This window comes from Candidatus Thorarchaeota archaeon, assembly GCA_021498125.1.
Taxonomy (GTDB): domain Archaea; phylum Asgardarchaeota; class Thorarchaeia; order Thorarchaeales; family Thorarchaeaceae; genus B65-G9.
The window spans coordinates 1-17,211 of the sequence record JAIZWL010000003.1 but is presented as its reverse complement, the minus strand read 5'-3'; the positions used below and the strand labels follow the sequence as shown (position 1 = coordinate 17,211).

Genomic DNA, 17,211 nt, shown 5'->3' with positions numbered 1-17,211 from the left:
CTCTCAGACAACTACAAAGCATCAGACAACACTTGCTCAACGAGACCATCAATTAAGTCTTGAGATGACTTCAGGTCAACTGCGTGTCCGAGGTAATGCTCACCAAGCAGTTCTATTTTTTCAAGTGGGGGAAGTGGCATCTGCCGGAGATCGTATGCATTGACCTGTGTGTTTCCATTTAGGATACGAAAGTATCGGTCCATTAAGGAGGAATTGAGCAGCACTGCAAGCCCATATGCAACATTGCGCTCAAGTCCCCTCATATTGCAATGAATAAAATTGAGATGGTTCTCGAGCCCGAGATGGTCTGTGTTCATGAGTGACTCCGGCACTACAGCAGCAACTAGGCGACGCTGTTCTTCTTTTGTGCTGAATCGTCTGATGAGAACGTAGCGTTCATTCGGTACGAGCATATATTGATTTGCGGGCGCATCGAGAATATACTCTGGTTTATGATTTCTCAAGGGCCATCTCACAGACATTCCGGTGATATTGTTCATCCAGAGCAGGGGGACCACCCGCCCCTTTTCGGAGGAGGGATCGTGTACTAAGAACTCAGTGGCTCTAAAAGGAACTACTGGGCCTGTGGAGACCTCAAGACCAAGGTCCGAGAGAGTGTTAGGCCATGCGTGCACAGACTCAAGCAACTGGCTTTCAGCCTCAGTCGTCGGAATCGCCAGTCGAAACTTTGAACCTGACAGAAGAATCTGCGATAGCCGAACAGTGATTCTCCTTGGACGATCTATGTCCTCTGAACCGTTGCTCGTCGTGATAATCACTTGGGAATCATCCGCACAGAGACGAGGACGGGCCACCATAATAATGGCCTCTTGAAGAACATCCATATGGGGAAAGACATCCTTTCTGGAATCAAATAGATGAAGGGCAATAGGACGCATATCTTGTAAAAAGCTCCTGCGAAAGGCCTGAAAGTACATACCCGAAGCAAAACTACGCGGTGTTATGGACACGAGGATCCCGTCTGAAGACAGGAGCTGCGAGGCCACAGAGAGAAAGAGTGTGTAGATATTGGTCTGTTTGCCAGCAAACTTGGCCACGGCCTTGACCCGAGGATCGGAAGCGCTCACTTTGAAGTAAGGAGGATTCATAATGACTGCATCGTAAATACTGGAGGACGAGGCCTGAACAGCAAGACTTCCTGCGATTTTTCCAAGCCCTGCAAATACAAAGTCCTCATTGTGAAACGTAAAGGTGACACGGACATTGCTACGCTCAGCCCATTTCTTTGCATAAGTAAGTGAAGCCGCGGCCACTTCGAGAACGTGAGGGTCAATGTCGAACCCATCTAGGCTGATGTTGCCACCATCCTGCTGTTGCTGCTGCTGAACGAATTGCTCAACAGTTGCACAGGAGAGGATACCAGTACCTATTCCGGGATCCAGAACGGATAAGGAGGATTTGGCGCTCATAGGAATATGTTGAGCCATGAACTTGGCAATTGAGGGCGGAGTGAAGATCTGCCCATCCGCATTAGTGGCTCTCGAAGAGTACCATAGTGCAAGACGATACGCATACGCTACCGGACTCTCTTCATAATTGGGGGCGGGAATGGACTGCACCAGTCCTTGACCCTCAAGTATCCCGTTTATGGAGTCCAAGCGTAATCACCAGCCGAGAGTATCAATTCGTTCTAGAGTTCCTCTTCGTTAACCTATAAGTCTAAGGTAAAGGGGGGGGAGGCCTGTGAAACAGTTGTGGATTAAAATATTCTCGATTCTTAAAGCAGGAGCCTATTTTGAAAATATGAGGCCCGTACCTATCTGTTAGAGAGATGCAATTTAATCTCATACCAGCGAGTAACTTATGCAAACCACTATGGGATTTAGGTGACATCGTGCAAATGCTAAAACAGAAAATGAACCGTTAATTGTAAATTGGGCAGGCCAGTCACGAGATCATACACTCTTCGGAAATTAGTAGCAGTGAGTAGAACATCTAATCGAAGATTGGTGCCTACACCCCAGCCCTATTTACCTCGCAAATTGAGTAATAGAAGGGAGATGGGAGCACAAACCGTTTGATACCCCACCTACAGCAATTGCCTAAAACCTAAGAGCATAGGGTTGACAACAGCCACAGAAGACTTGGACATTCATAGACATAGAGCATGGTGTCACACCGATTTCACCATGGTCTTCATACCATTTTCTATTTCACCAGTTTCTTTGAATCCAAGCGAATACCAGAACGGCTCAGCATCCGGAGCACTCCATAACCAGATATTATCTACACCATGAGTCTGGAGAATGTGGACAACGCGGTTGAACAGCCATCGACCCCAACCGTGTCTGCGTTTATTGGGGACTATAAAGAATTCCAAGATGACCCCCCAACCTGGACGTTCGCCACCGATTTTTATGTGCACAAAACCGATGTATTCGCCCTCATACTGTAAGAGAAGTAACCAACGGTTGGCTTCCCCCTGACGATCTATTATGCTCTGAACGAACCTTTCTCTCTTATCAGCAGGAATATCTGAGAAATAATCCTTTGAAATATTGAGAAATACTTCTACTGCTTCTGGATGCTCGTTGCCTACAGTTACGAGCTCGGCTCGGTCTTCAGGATCGAGTTGACAATAGCAGCAGAGAACTTGGACATTCATGGACATTATGGATAGGAGCTTAAATACTCCCAACCATAATTCAAGTATGACCTTCACCATGATGGTGAGGTAGTTGTTGCCCACTGCCGTTGGTGGGCGGACTCTGGATATACTGTCCAATATTGTCCAACTTACAATCAACGGTATCATCGTGATGCACAACTGTCCTACTAGCGATACCGCCTAACAACTTTTTGCTCTGGGTTATGCCAAGCAACTGTGTGAGGGAAGTGAGCCACGCTTTGGCCCTGCACGCCTCGGGAATTAGTAGTAGCGAATAAATCATAACACAAATCAGTGTTGCCATCACACATTCATAAGATTGAAGAGGATTAGTTCATTAAAGACAGCGGGAAAACACAATGACACTTCGAATTCGACCGCCATCAAAGGAAAAGATCTCGGACTTCTGCAGGCGCCATCATATTCGCAGACTATCCATCTTTGGCTCGGCCCTCAGAGAGGATTTTGGTCCGGATAGTGATGTGGATGTTCTTGTCGAGTTCGAAGAGGGCCACGCTCCGGGATTCTTCGCGTTCATCAGAATGGAGGAGGAACTCTCACATCTGTTCCGACGGAAGGTCGATCTGAGAACGCCCGCGGATCTTAGCAAGTACTTTAGACAGGAAGTCCTCGAAATGGCGGAGGTCCAGTATGTTGCAGGACACTGATAGTCACCAGTATGATCGTACGGTCCAAGGTACGGAATCGTTCTTCAGATTGGTTTAACTTGATTCACGTATAGTGCAAATGTGAGATGACAACAATCAGATTAACAGCAATCGTATGGAGAGAGGATGACACGTATGTGTCCAAGTGCCCAGAGATAGAGGTTGCATCAGCAGGCGATACTCCTGAAGAGGCACTTGAAAATCTGAGAGAGGCTGCTGAATTGTGGCTCGTGAATGCACGTGCTCTAGGGATCATGGATGAATATATGCCTGTGATCTCATCCACAGAAAAGACTACAACATGCATTGAAGTTAAAATGTGAACCTAACACATTCGGTTCGCCGCTATAAGCGTCATCTGACTAAGTAAGGTATGGACCGTTTTCTACGAGATAGACTCTAGAAAACTCAATCGCTACTCGCTGTTGACACCAGCAGTAATGATCGGTCTTCGTTGCCACTTGCGAGAGGAAAGATAGGCTAGACCGATTCTATTTCATCTACTGAGATCGTATGATACAACTAACTAGACCCGGACGAGCTTGAGGCATTCGGTGAGGACGAGATCGCAGAGGCGGTCGTAGAACCATCACTCCCTTGAATTACGGAAACCTCTTGTCCTTATGATATCCACTACCACGATTACTATCATAAGAAGATCAGGCCATATCCACATCATGAGCTCAGGTAAGCTGTTGACGAAAACAATTCCATGAAGAACTGGGAATGTCAGTAAGATCACATTGAGGAGCGAACACAAGATGCTGCTGCTGAGAATGGCTAACGATTTCATCCGAAAGCCCCTTCTGTCTTCTAACCAGTCTTTCCTGAAGAGAAAATACATGATACATAGGAGGAAAATGATGTAAGTGAAGAGTGGAAAATATCTCACGATCATCGTCATGATGAGGAACATCTTTTGTAACCACCATCGGTTCGTATCGATATGAATAGAGAAGTCGAAACCGCCTAAAAATTATTGATAACACGAGAAGATTTTAGTACATCATAGACTTTTTAGGGAAATCTACAATCAAATACACATAATACAATGTGGATCATTAATAGTAGAGATGGTTAAAAGTCACGCGATAATTATAATATGAACAACTGATCAAAATAAGATAGGGGAATTAGAGCTGGATGGCAAAGGATGAAAAAGGGGCAGATAAACAAAAAACTGCCAAATTGGTCAGAAATAGACTTCTTGATGAGGATAGATTCAAACAGATTTTAGACACATTACCGCAAATACTATCACAAAATATAGTATATATACAAGTAATACCCCGAGGATTAAAATTAGAGATCAACAGGACCATTTTAGAAACAAAGTTTCCACACATTTTGGCTCACGATCTTGGTCAAGTTGTCGAGTTTGTATCTACCTATACTCACTATGTTACTAGTCACAGCATAGACGAATTTTATGCAAGTTTTAATGATGAAGAGAAAGAGAGAGTAAGCCAGCTCATCGAGATTTTAAAAGTTAATAAAAATGCGGAACATCTAATTTTCAGAAGCCTCCGTAGAACAAACTACATAATAGGCCCAATGGAAGCCCATATGAAATATATAAAGTTCGTTGAAGAACAACCCGCTCTTGTTCAAGCGTACGATATCACCATTCCATTTATAGATGGTCAAGGTGAGGAAATTAATCTCAGACTAGAAATAGATAAGATTGAACTTGAGAACCTAATTACGGCATTAACGAATTTACTTGAGAGTGAATAAAAATGCAACAATGCCTGTCCAAGAAGGATTTCAAAAAAGATCACACTACTTTCGAGAAAAGAGAGAGAATAGATGTAGACTCGCCAAGTTCGTTTATTCCCCCACGAAAATTTGTATTGTTTATCCCATTCGGATATTTCGAACAAAGACATGAAAAGTTCACATTCGAACAAATAATAGATTACAAAGGACACTCTGAAGAGCATATTAACATCCTTACATTAGAGGAAGATACACTCAGTGAATCAGTAGAGGTGGAACCGTCAGAAGACGTGATTACTGGAAAGGAGGCAATTAGATTTTACTCTCTTATTATGAGTCCACCAGAGAATCCATTACGGGAAAAAATAATTGAAGACGCACTCCGAAAATTTCCAAATCCTGAACAACCAACAGAAGTAGATATCGATCTTTGAGAGGCTGAACTGTTTGGTCAGGCCCATAATTAGAAAACTTGAACGGAGGATGGCCATAGACGAATTTGATTGTGGAAACGATCTTGTAAATGGATTTCTTAAAGAGAAAGCAGTTGATCAGCAATTCCGACAATTGACAAAGATATATGTGATCTGTCATGAAGATCGGGTTATAGGGTATTACGCAATTGCTTGCTCATCCATAAGAGTGAAATTACCAGATATGCTTAAAGAATTCAAAGTGCCAAGTATACTATTAGGTATGATTGGTATCGACAAGCAGTACCAAGGAAAAGGCATTTCAAAAGTACTAATTGAACATTGTATATCTTTGTCAATTAACGTGGGAAAAACAATAGCCTGCAGAATTGTTTGTGTCGACGCATTAGATACATTGGTAGAGTATTACAAAAAAATGGGTTTTATAGAGGTCCGAAAAATTGCTGGGCGCAATCAGCATACAATGTATTTGGATCTTTCAGCTGAACTGTAACATTAAACAAAAGCCCAAACTAAATTACAATTCAATAAGATTAGATGGCCCGCAGAGGATGAAGACTCTTTTACTCAATAGATATAGCGTTTGCTCGATCGGTCTACTACGGCTTTGCACATTCACCAGAACCAACAACTCGTCTACAAATTGTATAACAACCCAAAGTCCTTCACAACTCTAGGTAGGTACTGCGCAAGCCACACTTTGGCCCTGCACGCCTCGGGAATTAGTAGCAGTGAGCTGAACACCTCGCCTCACCGAAGCTTGGTGCTTACACCCCTGCCCTATTTACCTGGTCTTCTACCAGATCCCTCGTTCGCAGACTCAGCGTTGACGTCGCCACCCCCGCCGCTCTTCGGTGGGAGCACCTGCAAAGTGGGTATCTATTTTTGGGTCTGGCTTCATTGACGCTTAGATGCCCCGATATGAAACATATGTCAACTACGAAGGGAACCGGTCACATAACCTCCACCGTTCAAGAGTATATCGAGCAGGGGATAGTCTGACCGGTCAGGCGTTGCATAGACAGTCCCTATCGAATAGGGAGGTACGCTCTTAAGACGCCACCGTCCCGCAATCGTTATATCATGAGGGTTAGTAAGGGTCAGCTGCCCATCTAGAGCATCGGGGAGATCCACATCGACAAAACAGGTGCTGTCTCGCATGAGGTATGTCGGCGTGTGCACGCGAAGCCCACCTTGGACTGTAACATTTTTTGTGAATGTGAAGTACACATGACCCTCATAGTAATCCAGCGTGACCTCATTATCATTGATCAGGGCACCGTGATCGTACACGATGCTCACGTTCAGGTTTTCACCATCTAACATGAGAGAATAACTGTGGTTCACGCCAAGGGTGATATGAACAGATCGGGCTCGCCTCATTGCAGCAGTCCCACGCTGCATCATGCTCAGCACACTGATGATGATAAACACTGCACAAAAGACCCGTACTAATCTGCCCCTCTCTCTCATATCGGTGACCTCGATCGTCGATAGGTTGATTGGCGTATCGAGAGTGTATGCTCCCTCTCAGGATTTATACTCCCCCAATTTTAGTTGGTGGCCAGCCCCTTCACGACGGGCTATAGCTCCACCATGGTAGCGTGCCCCCTCTCGGCAGCAGCACAAGTATCAATCAGGGAAGACCATCCCTGTATTACGCGGATATCATTCGGCTATTTATGTCTGCTGCCAGAGCGGCACCGCGACAGGGACTCTCTATGAGAGGAGGAGGGACAAGGATCAAGCATCGGAGAACGTGAGGCGCCCCCGCTCGTGCAACTGGCGAAGCGCGTACGGCAGGCTTTCGGAGTTCTTGGCCTCCTCGAAGCGGCCACGGGAAACATGGAGAACGACCGAGGGGTCGACTTTCAAGTACCACAAGGAGGGACAGGTGAGCAATGGATCAAGGTCCAGCTCGCGCAGGGGGTTTGCGGTGAGTTCGATATCTTCCAGACGGGGGAGTCCCGCGAGCGGCGAGAGATCAATCTGGGAAAATTGATTGTTTTCGAGATGCAACCGCTTTAGATACTGATGCTCAGAAAGAGGGGAGAGGTCTACGCGCGATAAGAGGTTACTGTCAATTGCCACATCAGTTAGATAGGGAAGGTCTGTAAGAGGAGTCAAGTCAAGTGAGGCCAGACGATTATTGTGTACAAACAGGAACTGAAGGGATCGATGCGTTTTGAGCGCGGTCAGGTCGATGTGGGTCAGACCCTGGTCCGAGAGGCATAGTTCCCGTAGTTCCGTGAGGCCCGCAAGCGGCCTCAGGTCGATGTGGGTCAGGGCCAGACCTGAGAGGTACAAGTCCCGTAGTTCCGCGAGGCCCCCGAGGGGCGTCAGGTCCACCTCCTTCAGGGTATTACCGGACAGACTTAACCGCCGGAGATGCGGGATGGTACGCAGAGGCTCCAAATCAACCGTGCTCAACCGATTTTGACCAATGAACAGGACCTCGAGCGTGGGATGACCCTGTAGCTGCCGCAGGTCAACGGCCTCCAGCTGATTGAAAGAGAGAACCAGAAATTTCAGAGCAGAGGCCTCGCGCAGCGGACTCAGGTCGATCGTTGACAGACGATTATGCATAAGATCTAGCATCTGAAGCGAGGGGTGCCCACGCAGTGGCTCAAGGTCGATGTGGTCAAGTTGGTTATACCGAAGAACCAATTTTTGGAGAGCGGGCACCTCACGCAGCGGCTCAAGGTCGATCGTCACCAGTCGGTTTTGTGTCAAATCCAACGTCTGGAGCGTGGGATGCCCGCGCAGCGGCTCAAGGTCAATGTGGTCAAGTTTGTTACGCCTGAGGACCACTTCTTGGAGAGCAGGTACCTCACGTAGCGGCTCAAGGTCGATCTCCTTTAGCCAATTGGACTTCAGATCGATGCAGCGGAGCGTGGGGTGACCGCGCAGGGGACTCAGGTCGATATGTCTGAGGTGGTTATAGCTCAGATCAAGGAGCTCCACTCGTGGCATATGCTGCACTCCCGACAGGTCGACCTCCGTCATATCAAAATCCTCCATGATAAACTGCGTACAGTTAGAGGGGTACTCCTCCTCGAAGGAGAACTCGTCCCGGCGATACTCAATAATAATGTACTTCATCTCTCAGTGACTCCCACAATACCAGTCTTTCAGGCCTTGAAAAAGATAATACAGACGAAGTCATGTACAGCCCTCTACTCTCTAGAGGAGATACTATCATTTAAGCTCATGCACGGATGAATTACAAAGATGACTTGTCATCCATTCTAGGGTGTTCCCCCTCAATGCCAGTCATCAAATCGCAGCCTGTTCTCGACTCTCGGAGGTGGGGCAATTGATGTATTAGCTTAAATAGTGAGGCTCGGATATCCATTCCGTATGAGACTGGAGACCCACCGAGTTGCATGCATACATGCATGATGGCGTCTGCGTAGAGTCCCGCTTGGCTGGAAACGGCCCTTGCAGGTATTGCAAGATTGTAGTTGTTGTAGTAGTGGTGGTGGTGGTGCAGTCGTTGTCGTACGGATGTATGTGGCTCGTGTCTCTCTTCTTCGTGCAATCCCACTGATTGGTACCGAGTGATGGAGGTAGCAATGAATGAATGTTCCCGCAGATGTGCAGAAGAGGCGGACGGAAGACGGCGTGAGTGACGACAAGGTACGTCTGCCTTACGAGGCGACCAATGGGTATGAACGGGTGCATGGGTACATCGAGGTTGAGAGGACGGCGCGTGAGGTCCGGGTTGTATATTTTAACGGGGACATCGTAGATATTGATCTCGCGCCTCTCTCGGCATGCACACAACTAGTCAGTCTGAAACTATATTGCAGAGCCCTAGAAGGTCTTGACCTGAGTCCGCTGACCTCCTGTCCACAGTTACAGACGCTCAACCTGAGCGGGAACTGGTTGGAGGCGATAGACCTGAGTCCTTTGGCCGCCTGTTCGCAGTTACAGACGCTCGACCTGAGCAGTAACCGATTGCGCTCAATAGACCTGAGTCCCCTGGCCTCCTGTACACAGCTCACAGCTCTCTATCTAAGCAGGAACCAGCTAGAGGTGATAGACCTGAGTCCCCTGGCCTCCTGTACACAGCTCACCACTCTTCATCTGAATGAGAACCAGTTGCGATCGATAGACCTGAGTCCCCTGGCCTCCTGTACACAGCTCATGGAGATTAATTTAGGATCTAACAAGTTATCGACAATAGATCTGAGTCCCTTGGCCACCTGTTCGCAGCTTATGCAGCTTATTCTAAGCTTTAACAAGTTATCGACAATAGACCTAAATCCCCTGGCCACCTGTACACAACTCACACATCTTTATCTGAGCAGTAACCGATTGCGATCAATAGACCTGAGTCCCTTGGCATCCTGCCCCCAGTTTGCTAAACTTAATCTTGGTGGGAATCACTTACGGGAGCTCGATCTGACCCCTCTCCATACGATATGTTCGCAACGAACCGACCAGCGCATCAAATACAAGTATCTCTCGGTCGCGGTGAACAACAATCGGCTGCGGGCGATAGATCTAAGTCCTCTGGCTGGGTGTCCTTATCTTATTGCGTTGTATCTCACAGGTAATCCTCTAAAGAGGCTTGACCTGACGCCTCTCATGACCTGTAAGGAATTCGTGCGTCTAACCATTGATGACGATATCTTTTTAGATGCCGACATAGATTCGGAGCGCTTGTCCCCTCTGCCAGAAGGCGTGGAGACCTACAGCTATCTCATAAACTGGTATCGCCGGGACTAATCCACTTCCCTCTTCCCACTCTCGTTCAATTCCTATATTCTTATCATCATGCTCCTTTTTCACTTCTTTTTCAACAGCCCGCCAATCCACTCCAAATGGGGGATTACACAACATGTAGTCAAAAGTTTTATCCGGAAAAAGGTCGTGCGTAAAAGTATTTTGACGAGCAATGTTTTCAGGATTATGTCCTTTGATTAGCATGTCGGATTTGCATATTGCGAATGCCTCATCATTAAGTTCTTGGCCATATAGTACTAATTGCACAGTGGGATGTAACCTCTGTAGGTATTCTTCTGCCACAGATAGCATCCCTCCTGTCCCACAAGCTGGATCATAAAGAGTACGAACCAATCCTTCTTTTTGCAACACATCTTTGTCTTCAATAAATAAGAGATTGACCATGAGTTTGATGACTTCTCTTGGAGTAAAATGCTCCCCAGCAGTTTCATTTGATTGCTCTGAGAATCTGCGGATTAATTCTTCAAAGATATATCCCATCTCGATATTTGACACTCGATCTGGATGAAGGTCAATCTTCTCTGGATTGCAGAATTCTTTGAAAACCACATAGAGCAAATCCTTCTCTGCTAACTTAGTGATATGTGTCTTGATATCGAATTTATACATGATATCCCTTGCATTCGGAGAGAACCCGTCAACGTAATTGAGTAAGTTAGCCGCAAGATTATCCGGATCTCCTAGTAGCTTCTCAAAATTGAAGTAACTTGTATTGTAAAATGAATGTCCTGCGACCTTCTGCAGTTTCATGTCCAATGCTACGCTCTTCAGTCGGCTCTTGTATTTCTTGTATGCGTCCTGAACTTTTGTTCTACTATCTTCAAGAACTTGATCAAGTCTTCGAAGGACCGTGAATGGCAGTATTATCTTACCGTAATCTGATCTCTTATACGTACCGCGTAGCAAATCAGCGATGTTCCAGATAAATGAAACTTTCTCACTGAAGTTGGTTGTTCCATAATTGAATGCGGAGGAATCATCTGTTCCATTTCGCCTGCTCTTTTTCTTGCCCAAAATACGATCCCTCAAATGTTTGTTAGTACACTTTTCTAATCAGTTCACACTCTAAAAGGTTATGGGGTTTTATCTAAGAACTTCATTGTATTGTGCATTCTTATGGTGAGTGACAAAAAGTTGTGCAAAATGACATCAAACAATATAAAACGAGTCCTGAAGAGTCTTGGATTCGGACACAAAATAGGACCCTTTTTTCATAACCTCTATGTTACTGACTTTTCACAGAGCCTCATCCGTGCATGAGCTTAAATGATAGTATCTCCTCTAGAGAGTAGAGGGCTGTATATGTCTCCGTTTGTACAGACTTCCTCAAAGCATAAAGGACCGATGTCTTGGGGGCCACTGAGCGATGAAGTACATTATTATCAAGTATCACCGGGACGAGTTCTCCTTCGAGGAGGAGTACCCCTCTAACTGTACCGAGCTCTTCATGTCCGGCTATGAACTGACGGAGGTCGACCTGACGGGTGTACAGCACCTGCCACGACTGGAAGCGCTCGATCTGAGCAGTAATTATCTTGACCACATCGACCTGCGACCGCTGCAGGGCCATCCCACGCTCCGCCGCATCAATCTGACATACAATTGGCTAAAGGAGATCGACCTCACGCCGCTGCGTGAGGTGCCTGTTCTACAAGAACTGGTCCTCATGCGTAACCATCTCGAACGCATCGACCTTGAGCCGCTGCGCGGGCATCCCTCGCTCCAAACGTTGGATTTTACACAAAACCGACTGGTGACGGTCGACCTGCGTCCGCTGCGTGAGGTGCCAGCTCTCCAAGAACTGGTCCTCTGGCAAAACCAACTTGACTACATCGACCTTGAGCCGCTGCGTGGACACCCCTCGCTCCAAAAGTTGGATTTGACACAAAACCGACTGGTGACGATCGACCTCACGCCACTGCGCGAGGCCTCTGCTCTAAAAGAGATGGCTCTCTCGTCCAATCGGCTGGAGGCCGTTGACCTGCGACCGCTGCAGGGCCATCCCACGCTCGAGGTCCTGTACATCGGTCGGAATCGGTTGAGCATGGTAGATTTGGAGCCTCTGCGTACCATCCCGCATCTCAGGCGGTTAAGTCTGACCGGTAATACCCTGAAGGAAGTGGACCTGACGCCCCTCGGGGGCCTCGCGGAACTATGGGAACTACGCCTCTCAGGTCTGGGCCTGACCCACATCGATCTGAGTCCGCTCGCGGGTCTCACGGAACTACGGGACATACGCCTCTCAGACCAGGGCCTGACCCACATCGATCTGACCGCGCTCAAAACGCATCGATCCCTTCAGATTCTGTTTGTACACAATAATCGTCTGACCTCACTTGACTTGACACCTCTTACAGACCTTCCCTATCTAACTGATGTGGCAATGGACGGTAACCTCTTGTCGCGCGTAGATCTCTCCCCTCTTTCTGAGCATCAGTATCTAAAGTGTCTGTATCTCCAAAACAATCAATTTTCCCAGATTGATCTCTCACCGCTCGCGGGACTCCCCCGTTTGGAAACAATCGAACTCACCGCAAACCCCCTGCGCGAGCTGGACCTTGACCCATTGCTCACCTGTCCCTCCTTGTGGTACTTGAAAGTCGACCCCTCGGTCGTTCTCCATGTCTCCCGTGAGAGATTTGAGGCGTCCATGAGCGCCGAGAGCCTGCCGTATGCGCTTCGCCAGTTGCACGAACGGGGGCGCCTCACGTTCTCCAATGAATAATTTGTGATCCTCTCATCATATAGGAGAGAGTCCCTGTCCAATCGATGTATGAGCTTAAATGGTGAGGTTCGGATATACATTCTGTATGAGACCGGAGGCCCACCGAGTTGCATGCATCCACGCATGTCGTTGTCGTGCTGATTGTATGTAGTTCGTGCCGCTCTTTCTCGTACGGCCTTACTGGTTGAATCCGAGTGATGGAGGTGGCAATGGATGAATGATCTTGCAGATGTGCAGAAGAGGCAGACGGAAGACGACGTGAGTGACGACAAGGTGCATCTGCCTTACGAGGCGACCGTTAAGGATAAGCGGGTGCATGGGTACATCGAGGTTGAGAAGACGGCACGTGAGGTCCTGATCGTATATTTTGACAGGCACATCGTAGATATTGATCTCACCCCACTCTCGGCGTGCTCGCAACTTGTCCGCCTGAATATATATTGCAGTCACCTAGAAGGTCTTGACCTGAGTCCCTTGGCCGCCTGTCCCCAGTTGCAGACGCTTGATCTGGCCAGTAACCAGTTGCGCTCGATCGACCTGAGTCCCCTAGCCTCCTGTCCCCATTTACAGACGCTTGAACTGAGCAATAACCAGTTGGAGGCGGTTGACCTGAGGCCCTTGGTCTCTTGTCCCCAGCTCACCACCCTTTATCTGAGGGGGAACCAATTAGGAACGATCGACCTGAGTCCCCTGGCCTCCTGTTCGCAGCTTGCGGAACTTTATTTGAACGAGAACCAGTTGCGCTCGATCGACCTGAGTCCCCTGGCCTCCTGTTCGCAGCTCACGAAGCTTTATCTGGGCAGGAATCAATTGCGCTCGATCGACCTGAGTCCCCTGGCCTCCTGTTCGCAGCTTACCACTCTTTATCTGAACGAGAACCAGTTGCGCTCGATCGACCTGAGTCCCCTGGCCTCCTGTTCGCAGCTTGCGGAGCTTTATCTGTACGGGAACCAGTTGCGCTCGATCGACCTGAGTCCCCTGGCCTCCTGTTCGCAGCTTACCACTCTTTATCTGGGCAGGAATCAGTTGCGCTCGATCGACCTGAGTCCCCTGGCCTCTTGTTCGCAGCTCACGAAGCTTTATCTGTACAGGAACCAGTTGCGCTCGATCGACCTGAGTCCCCTGGCCTCCTGTTCGCAGGTTGCTACACTTAATCTTGATGAGAATCTCTTGCGAGAACTTGATCTGAGTCCTCTATACACGATATGTTCGCAACGGGCTGACCAGCGCACCATGTATCTCTCAGTCTCAGTGAATGACAATCGGCTGCGGTCGATCGATCTAAGTCCTCTGGCGGGGTGCCCCTATCTTGTTTCGTTGTATCTCAGAGGTAATCCGCTAAAGAGGCTTGACCTGACGCCTCTCATGACCTGCAAAAAATTGGCGCGTCTGTCCATTGATGACGATATCTTTTTAGATGCGGACATGGATTCGGAACGCTTGTCCCCTCTGCCAGTCGGTGTAGCGCGCTACTACCATCTCATAAACTGGTATCGCTGGGATTGATCCCCTACCGTTGATTGTAAGTTGGACATTTATTCCACAGCGAACCCTAGAACAAGAATAAAAAAAGACACTCTTAGGTGTAAACTCTCTAGTGATCTCGCCGCGTAGATGAGATGACGCAGGTAACTCACATCCTAAGAAAACACTCACATAGGAACAAGAGACTCATTAAATAAAATCATTAGAAAAAAACCCCAGTGACTCACAAAAAGGTGGAGAGCAGATGGTCCGCAGAGGATGAAGACTCTTCCTTCGTGATCTACCTGTAATCTCGCAATAGGTAGATTATTGCACATTCACCAGATCCAACAACCCTTCTACTTCTTCAACAACTCTTCAACAACCCAAAGTCCTTCACAACTCTAGGTACTGCGCGAGCCACACTTTGGCCCTGCACGCCTCGGGAATTAGTAGCAGTGAGCTGAACACCTCGCCGAAGCTTGGTGCTTACACCCCTGCCCTATTTACCTGGTCTTCTACCAGATCCCTCGTTCGCAGACTCAATGTTGGCGTCGCCACCCCCATCGTCCCTCGGTGGGAGCGCCTGCAAAGTGGGTATCTATTTTTGGGTCCGGCTTCATCTCACTTGCTGAGGTCTAACAACACAACCAGATGTGGTAGATCAGAGGCTCCGCCAGCCCTCATCCTCGCAGCGACCCAGTGGCATAGTCACCTCCAGGAAGTTCTAAATTAAACAGGGGGGCGTCTTTACGATCTGGTGTGGCATACGTAGTGTCATAGGGAGTAACAGACTTGAGCGCCCAGCGACCAGATATATACAGATTATCATGAGTCCCAACCATAACCCTGCCATCCAGATTCTCGGGGAGGAGTACATCAACATGGGTCGTCTTCAAATGACCCCCTGCGCCTACCGTTAGACCACCCTGCACGACTACATCCTCCGTGAACGTAAAATCCACAGTCCCTGTATAGGAGAGATCGACCTCATTATCATCCAGCAGAGCACCATGATCGTACACGATGCTCACGTTCAGGTTTTCGCCGTCTAAGAGAAGAGAATAACTGTGATTCACGCCCAGGGTGATGTGTACGGCACGGGCTCGTCTCATCGCAGCAGTCCCTCGCTGCATCTCTAGCTTAGCGTGATACCAGTCAGGCGACGCCTTGTACAGGTACACCTGCCAGACCGGACTCGTGTACTGCATCTGCCACCCGTACAACTCCACCTCCATGCGACACATCAACCCCGGCTCGTTGACGAACCGTACCGTCACGTTCGCATCTACAAAGTGCAGTACATCAACATAGACTGGAAGCTTATCATTTGGGTCAGAGAAACGCGACTCATAGACGAGGTGCGTCCGGAACGGATTGAACACATAGAACAGCCCACCCACCACTACGGCAATGATCACCAGCGCGTACAGTCGTCTTCGGGTCAACTCGATCATTACTCGTCCACCTCACTACTCAAGCGCATCAATATTAGCAACAGCACCACATCCAGCATACCCCTCACACATTGCCCTAAAACCACCACGGCCGGCAACCTGCATCGAGACATAAGCATCAACGATCTGGTCCAGCATGGCTCTCAACTCTCCGGTCCACGTGGTGGAATCCGTATCATGCACCAGCAGCCGGACTGCCTCCAATGTGGACTCTAGCGTCGATGATTCCCCAGGTCGAGGACCAAACCCTGTTCCGGTCGGATCATAGCAGGTCGCCACATACTCCGACAGGGGCAGAGGTTGTGATACTTCTTCAGTATTGCGCGCCACAACAGTGGTCACTACAGAACTGGTCAGTAGGACTAATACTAACAACACTATTCTAACAAAGAGCTTCGAGTCAATTCGCAATCGCCACTCCTCCTCTCTATGACAATAGAACGTGAGATCTTTGGGTGTGCGAGAGAGCATACTCTCTGACATAGGAGGAGCCCGCGTCCTCTATACTCCCTTCCCCATATCATCGTATAGCATTACCTCTCTCGGGCGAAAAAGTAGTAGCAGGCTTGGCTAGGTCTCAGTGAAATATATATCTTTCGAGAGGTGTGTGGAAATTGTGAGAACGATCATCTGGTGAACAAAAAGACTGCCTGTAAAAAGAGAGAGTCTGCTTGGGAGAATGAGGGCATTGGAGAGACTGAGAGAAGATTGTTTAGATTATATGTACCGATACCAGTGTATGAAGTCGTAATAGCGTGCCACGCCTTGGGGAAGATCGTCAGGTGGCGGGGGTGGAACATCTGCACCCTTGTCGGCCTCTAGAAAGATATCGATATCACTCTCTAAGAGTGATAGCTTTTTGCAAGTTAAAAGAGGAGTCAGATCAAGACGCTCCAAGGGATTACCTTTAAGATACAATCCAGTGAGTTGAGGACACCCCGCCAAGGGACTCAGGTCAAGCTCGTGTAATCGATTGTTGTTTATATCGATGGCGAGCCATTTAGCATGCGCGTCGGACTGTTGCGAACAGATGCGACCTATAGGGGTCAGATCAAGTTCCCGCAGATGATTCCCGTCGAGATTAAGTTTAGCAAGCTGCGAACAGGCGGCCAGCGGACTCAGGTCGATCGAGCGCAACTGGTTACTGTTCAGATGAAGATATGTGAGCTGCGAACAGGCGGCCAAGGGTCTCAGGTCTATTGTAGATAACTTGTTAAATCCCAGAGCAAGCTGCATAAGCTGCGAACAGGCGGCCAGCGGACTCAGGTCGATCGAGCGCAACTGGTTACTGTTCAGATGAAGATATGTGAGCTGCGAACAGGCGGCCAAGGGTCTCAGGTCTATTGTAGATAACTTGTTAAAT

General features: G+C 48.2%; 16 protein-coding genes and 1 other annotated feature. Of the genes, 8 read left to right on the top strand and 8 right to left on the bottom strand.

The window, feature by feature from the left end:
- Positions 1-11 precede the first annotated feature (11 nt).
- Positions 12-1,619, bottom strand: coding sequence for an Eco57I restriction-modification methylase domain-containing protein (locus K9W43_08925; protein ID MCF2137342.1), 1,608 nt, complete (start codon positions 1,617-1,619; stop codon positions 12-14).
- 515 nt (positions 1,620-2,134) lie between these two features.
- The gene (locus K9W43_08920) at positions 2,135-2,746 is read right to left on the bottom strand and encodes a GNAT family N-acetyltransferase (GenBank protein ID MCF2137341.1); all 612 of its coding nucleotides are present in this window, start codon (positions 2,744-2,746) and stop codon (positions 2,135-2,137) included.
- A 242-nt stretch (positions 2,747-2,988) separates the two neighbouring features.
- On the opposite strand from K9W43_08920, the gene K9W43_08915 reads away from it, so the two are divergent.
- The 5 genes from K9W43_08915 (at position 2,989) to K9W43_08895 (ending at position 5,943) form a co-directional block, all read left to right on the top strand.
- A complete protein-coding gene (locus K9W43_08915; GenBank protein ID MCF2137340.1) occupies positions 2,989-3,297 on the top strand; it encodes a nucleotidyltransferase family protein in 309 nt (102 codons plus the stop codon).
- A gap of 86 nt (positions 3,298-3,383) precedes the next feature.
- Positions 3,384-3,620 (top strand): type II toxin-antitoxin system HicB family antitoxin, encoded by a 237-nt coding sequence (locus K9W43_08910; GenBank protein ID MCF2137339.1) that lies wholly within the window; start codon positions 3,384-3,386, stop codon positions 3,618-3,620.
- Positions 3,621-4,440: 820 nt separating this feature from the next.
- Positions 4,441-5,034 carry a hypothetical protein gene (locus K9W43_08905; protein ID MCF2137338.1) on the top strand — a complete coding sequence of 198 codons (594 nt, stop codon included), beginning with the start codon at positions 4,441-4,443 and terminating at the stop codon, positions 5,032-5,034.
- Positions 5,035-5,036: 2 nt separating this feature from the next.
- Entirely contained in the window at positions 5,037-5,450 is a 414-nt protein-coding gene (locus tag K9W43_08900; protein ID MCF2137337.1) for a hypothetical protein, read from the top strand.
- Between the two features lie 49 nt (positions 5,451-5,499).
- A complete protein-coding gene (locus tag K9W43_08895; protein ID MCF2137336.1) occupies positions 5,500-5,943 on the top strand; it encodes a GNAT family N-acetyltransferase in 444 nt (147 codons plus the stop codon).
- 224 nt (positions 5,944-6,167) lie between these two features.
- Positions 6,168-6,263, bottom strand: a sequence feature (23S ribosomal RNA rRNA prediction is too short).
- Positions 6,264-6,383: 120 nt separating this feature from the next.
- On the opposite strand, the gene K9W43_08890 is transcribed toward K9W43_08895, so the two are convergent.
- A complete protein-coding gene (locus K9W43_08890) occupies positions 6,384-6,923 on the bottom strand; it encodes a hypothetical protein (protein MCF2137335.1) in 540 nt (179 codons plus the stop codon).
- A gap of 270 nt (positions 6,924-7,193) precedes the next feature.
- The gene (locus tag K9W43_08885) at positions 7,194-8,552 is read right to left on the bottom strand and encodes a hypothetical protein (GenBank protein ID MCF2137334.1); all 1,359 of its coding nucleotides are present in this window, start codon (positions 8,550-8,552) and stop codon (positions 7,194-7,196) included.
- A gap of 477 nt (positions 8,553-9,029) precedes the next feature.
- Between K9W43_08885 and K9W43_08880 the strand changes: the two genes are divergently transcribed.
- On the top strand, positions 9,030-10,184 hold the full coding sequence (locus K9W43_08880) for a leucine-rich repeat domain-containing protein (GenBank protein ID MCF2137333.1): 1,155 nt from the start codon (positions 9,030-9,032) through the stop codon (positions 10,182-10,184).
- Here K9W43_08880 and K9W43_08875 read toward each other — a convergent pair.
- Positions 10,092-11,216, bottom strand: coding sequence for a type I restriction-modification system subunit M (locus K9W43_08875; protein ID MCF2137332.1), 1,125 nt, complete (start codon positions 11,214-11,216; stop codon positions 10,092-10,094). The genes K9W43_08880 and K9W43_08875 overlap by 93 nt on opposite strands.
- A 352-nt stretch (positions 11,217-11,568) precedes the next feature.
- Between K9W43_08875 and K9W43_08870 the strand changes: the two genes are divergently transcribed.
- Together K9W43_08870 and K9W43_08865 are read left to right on the top strand one after the other, a co-directional pair.
- A complete protein-coding gene (locus K9W43_08870) occupies positions 11,569-12,927 on the top strand; it encodes a hypothetical protein (GenBank protein MCF2137331.1) in 1,359 nt (452 codons plus the stop codon).
- Positions 12,928-13,140: 213 nt separating this feature from the next.
- Positions 13,141-14,433 (top strand): leucine-rich repeat domain-containing protein, encoded by a 1,293-nt coding sequence (locus tag K9W43_08865; protein ID MCF2137330.1) that lies wholly within the window; start codon positions 13,141-13,143, stop codon positions 14,431-14,433.
- A gap of 641 nt (positions 14,434-15,074) precedes the next feature.
- Here the strand turns inward: K9W43_08865 and K9W43_08860 are convergent.
- The 3 genes from K9W43_08860 to K9W43_08850 form a co-directional block, all read right to left on the bottom strand.
- Entirely contained in the window at positions 15,075-15,848 is a 774-nt protein-coding gene (locus K9W43_08860; GenBank protein ID MCF2137329.1) for a hypothetical protein, read from the bottom strand.
- Between the two features lie 15 nt (positions 15,849-15,863).
- Entirely contained in the window at positions 15,864-16,331 is a 468-nt protein-coding gene (locus tag K9W43_08855; GenBank protein MCF2137328.1) for a hypothetical protein, read from the bottom strand.
- Between the two features lie 234 nt (positions 16,332-16,565).
- Positions 16,566-17,211, bottom strand: a 646-nt coding sequence (locus K9W43_08850) for a hypothetical protein (protein MCF2137327.1), incomplete at its 5' end; no start/stop codon positions are given.

Bases quoted from the DNA above. Each gene is read 5' to 3' on its own strand.
- K9W43_08915 (MCF2137340.1), top strand. From the start codon at position 2,989: ATGACACTTCGAATTCGACCGCCATCAAAGGAAAAGATCTCGGACTTC.
- K9W43_08910 (MCF2137339.1), top strand. From the start codon at position 3,384: ATGACAACAATCAGATTAACAGCAATCGTATGGAGAGAGGATGACACG.
- K9W43_08905 (MCF2137338.1), top strand. From the start codon at position 4,441: ATGGCAAAGGATGAAAAAGGGGCAGATAAACAAAAAACTGCCAAATTG.
- K9W43_08900 (MCF2137337.1), top strand. From the start codon at position 5,037: ATGCAACAATGCCTGTCCAAGAAGGATTTCAAAAAAGATCACACTACT.
- K9W43_08895 (MCF2137336.1), top strand. From the start codon at position 5,500: ATGGCCATAGACGAATTTGATTGTGGAAACGATCTTGTAAATGGATTT.
- K9W43_08890 (MCF2137335.1), bottom strand. From the start codon at position 6,923: ATGAGAGAGAGGGGCAGATTAGTACGGGTCTTTTGTGCAGTGTTTATC.
- K9W43_08885 (MCF2137334.1), bottom strand. From the start codon at position 8,552: ATGAAGTACATTATTATTGAGTATCGCCGGGACGAGTTCTCCTTCGAG.
- K9W43_08880 (MCF2137333.1), top strand. From the start codon at position 9,030: ATGAATGTTCCCGCAGATGTGCAGAAGAGGCGGACGGAAGACGGCGTG.
- K9W43_08870 (MCF2137331.1), top strand. From the start codon at position 11,569: ATGAAGTACATTATTATCAAGTATCACCGGGACGAGTTCTCCTTCGAG.
- K9W43_08865 (MCF2137330.1), top strand. From the start codon at position 13,141: ATGAATGATCTTGCAGATGTGCAGAAGAGGCAGACGGAAGACGACGTG.
- K9W43_08860 (MCF2137329.1), bottom strand. From the start codon at position 15,848: ATGATCGAGTTGACCCGAAGACGACTGTACGCGCTGGTGATCATTGCC.
- K9W43_08855 (MCF2137328.1), bottom strand. From the start codon at position 16,331: ATGTCAGAGAGTATGCTCTCTCGCACACCCAAAGATCTCACGTTCTAT.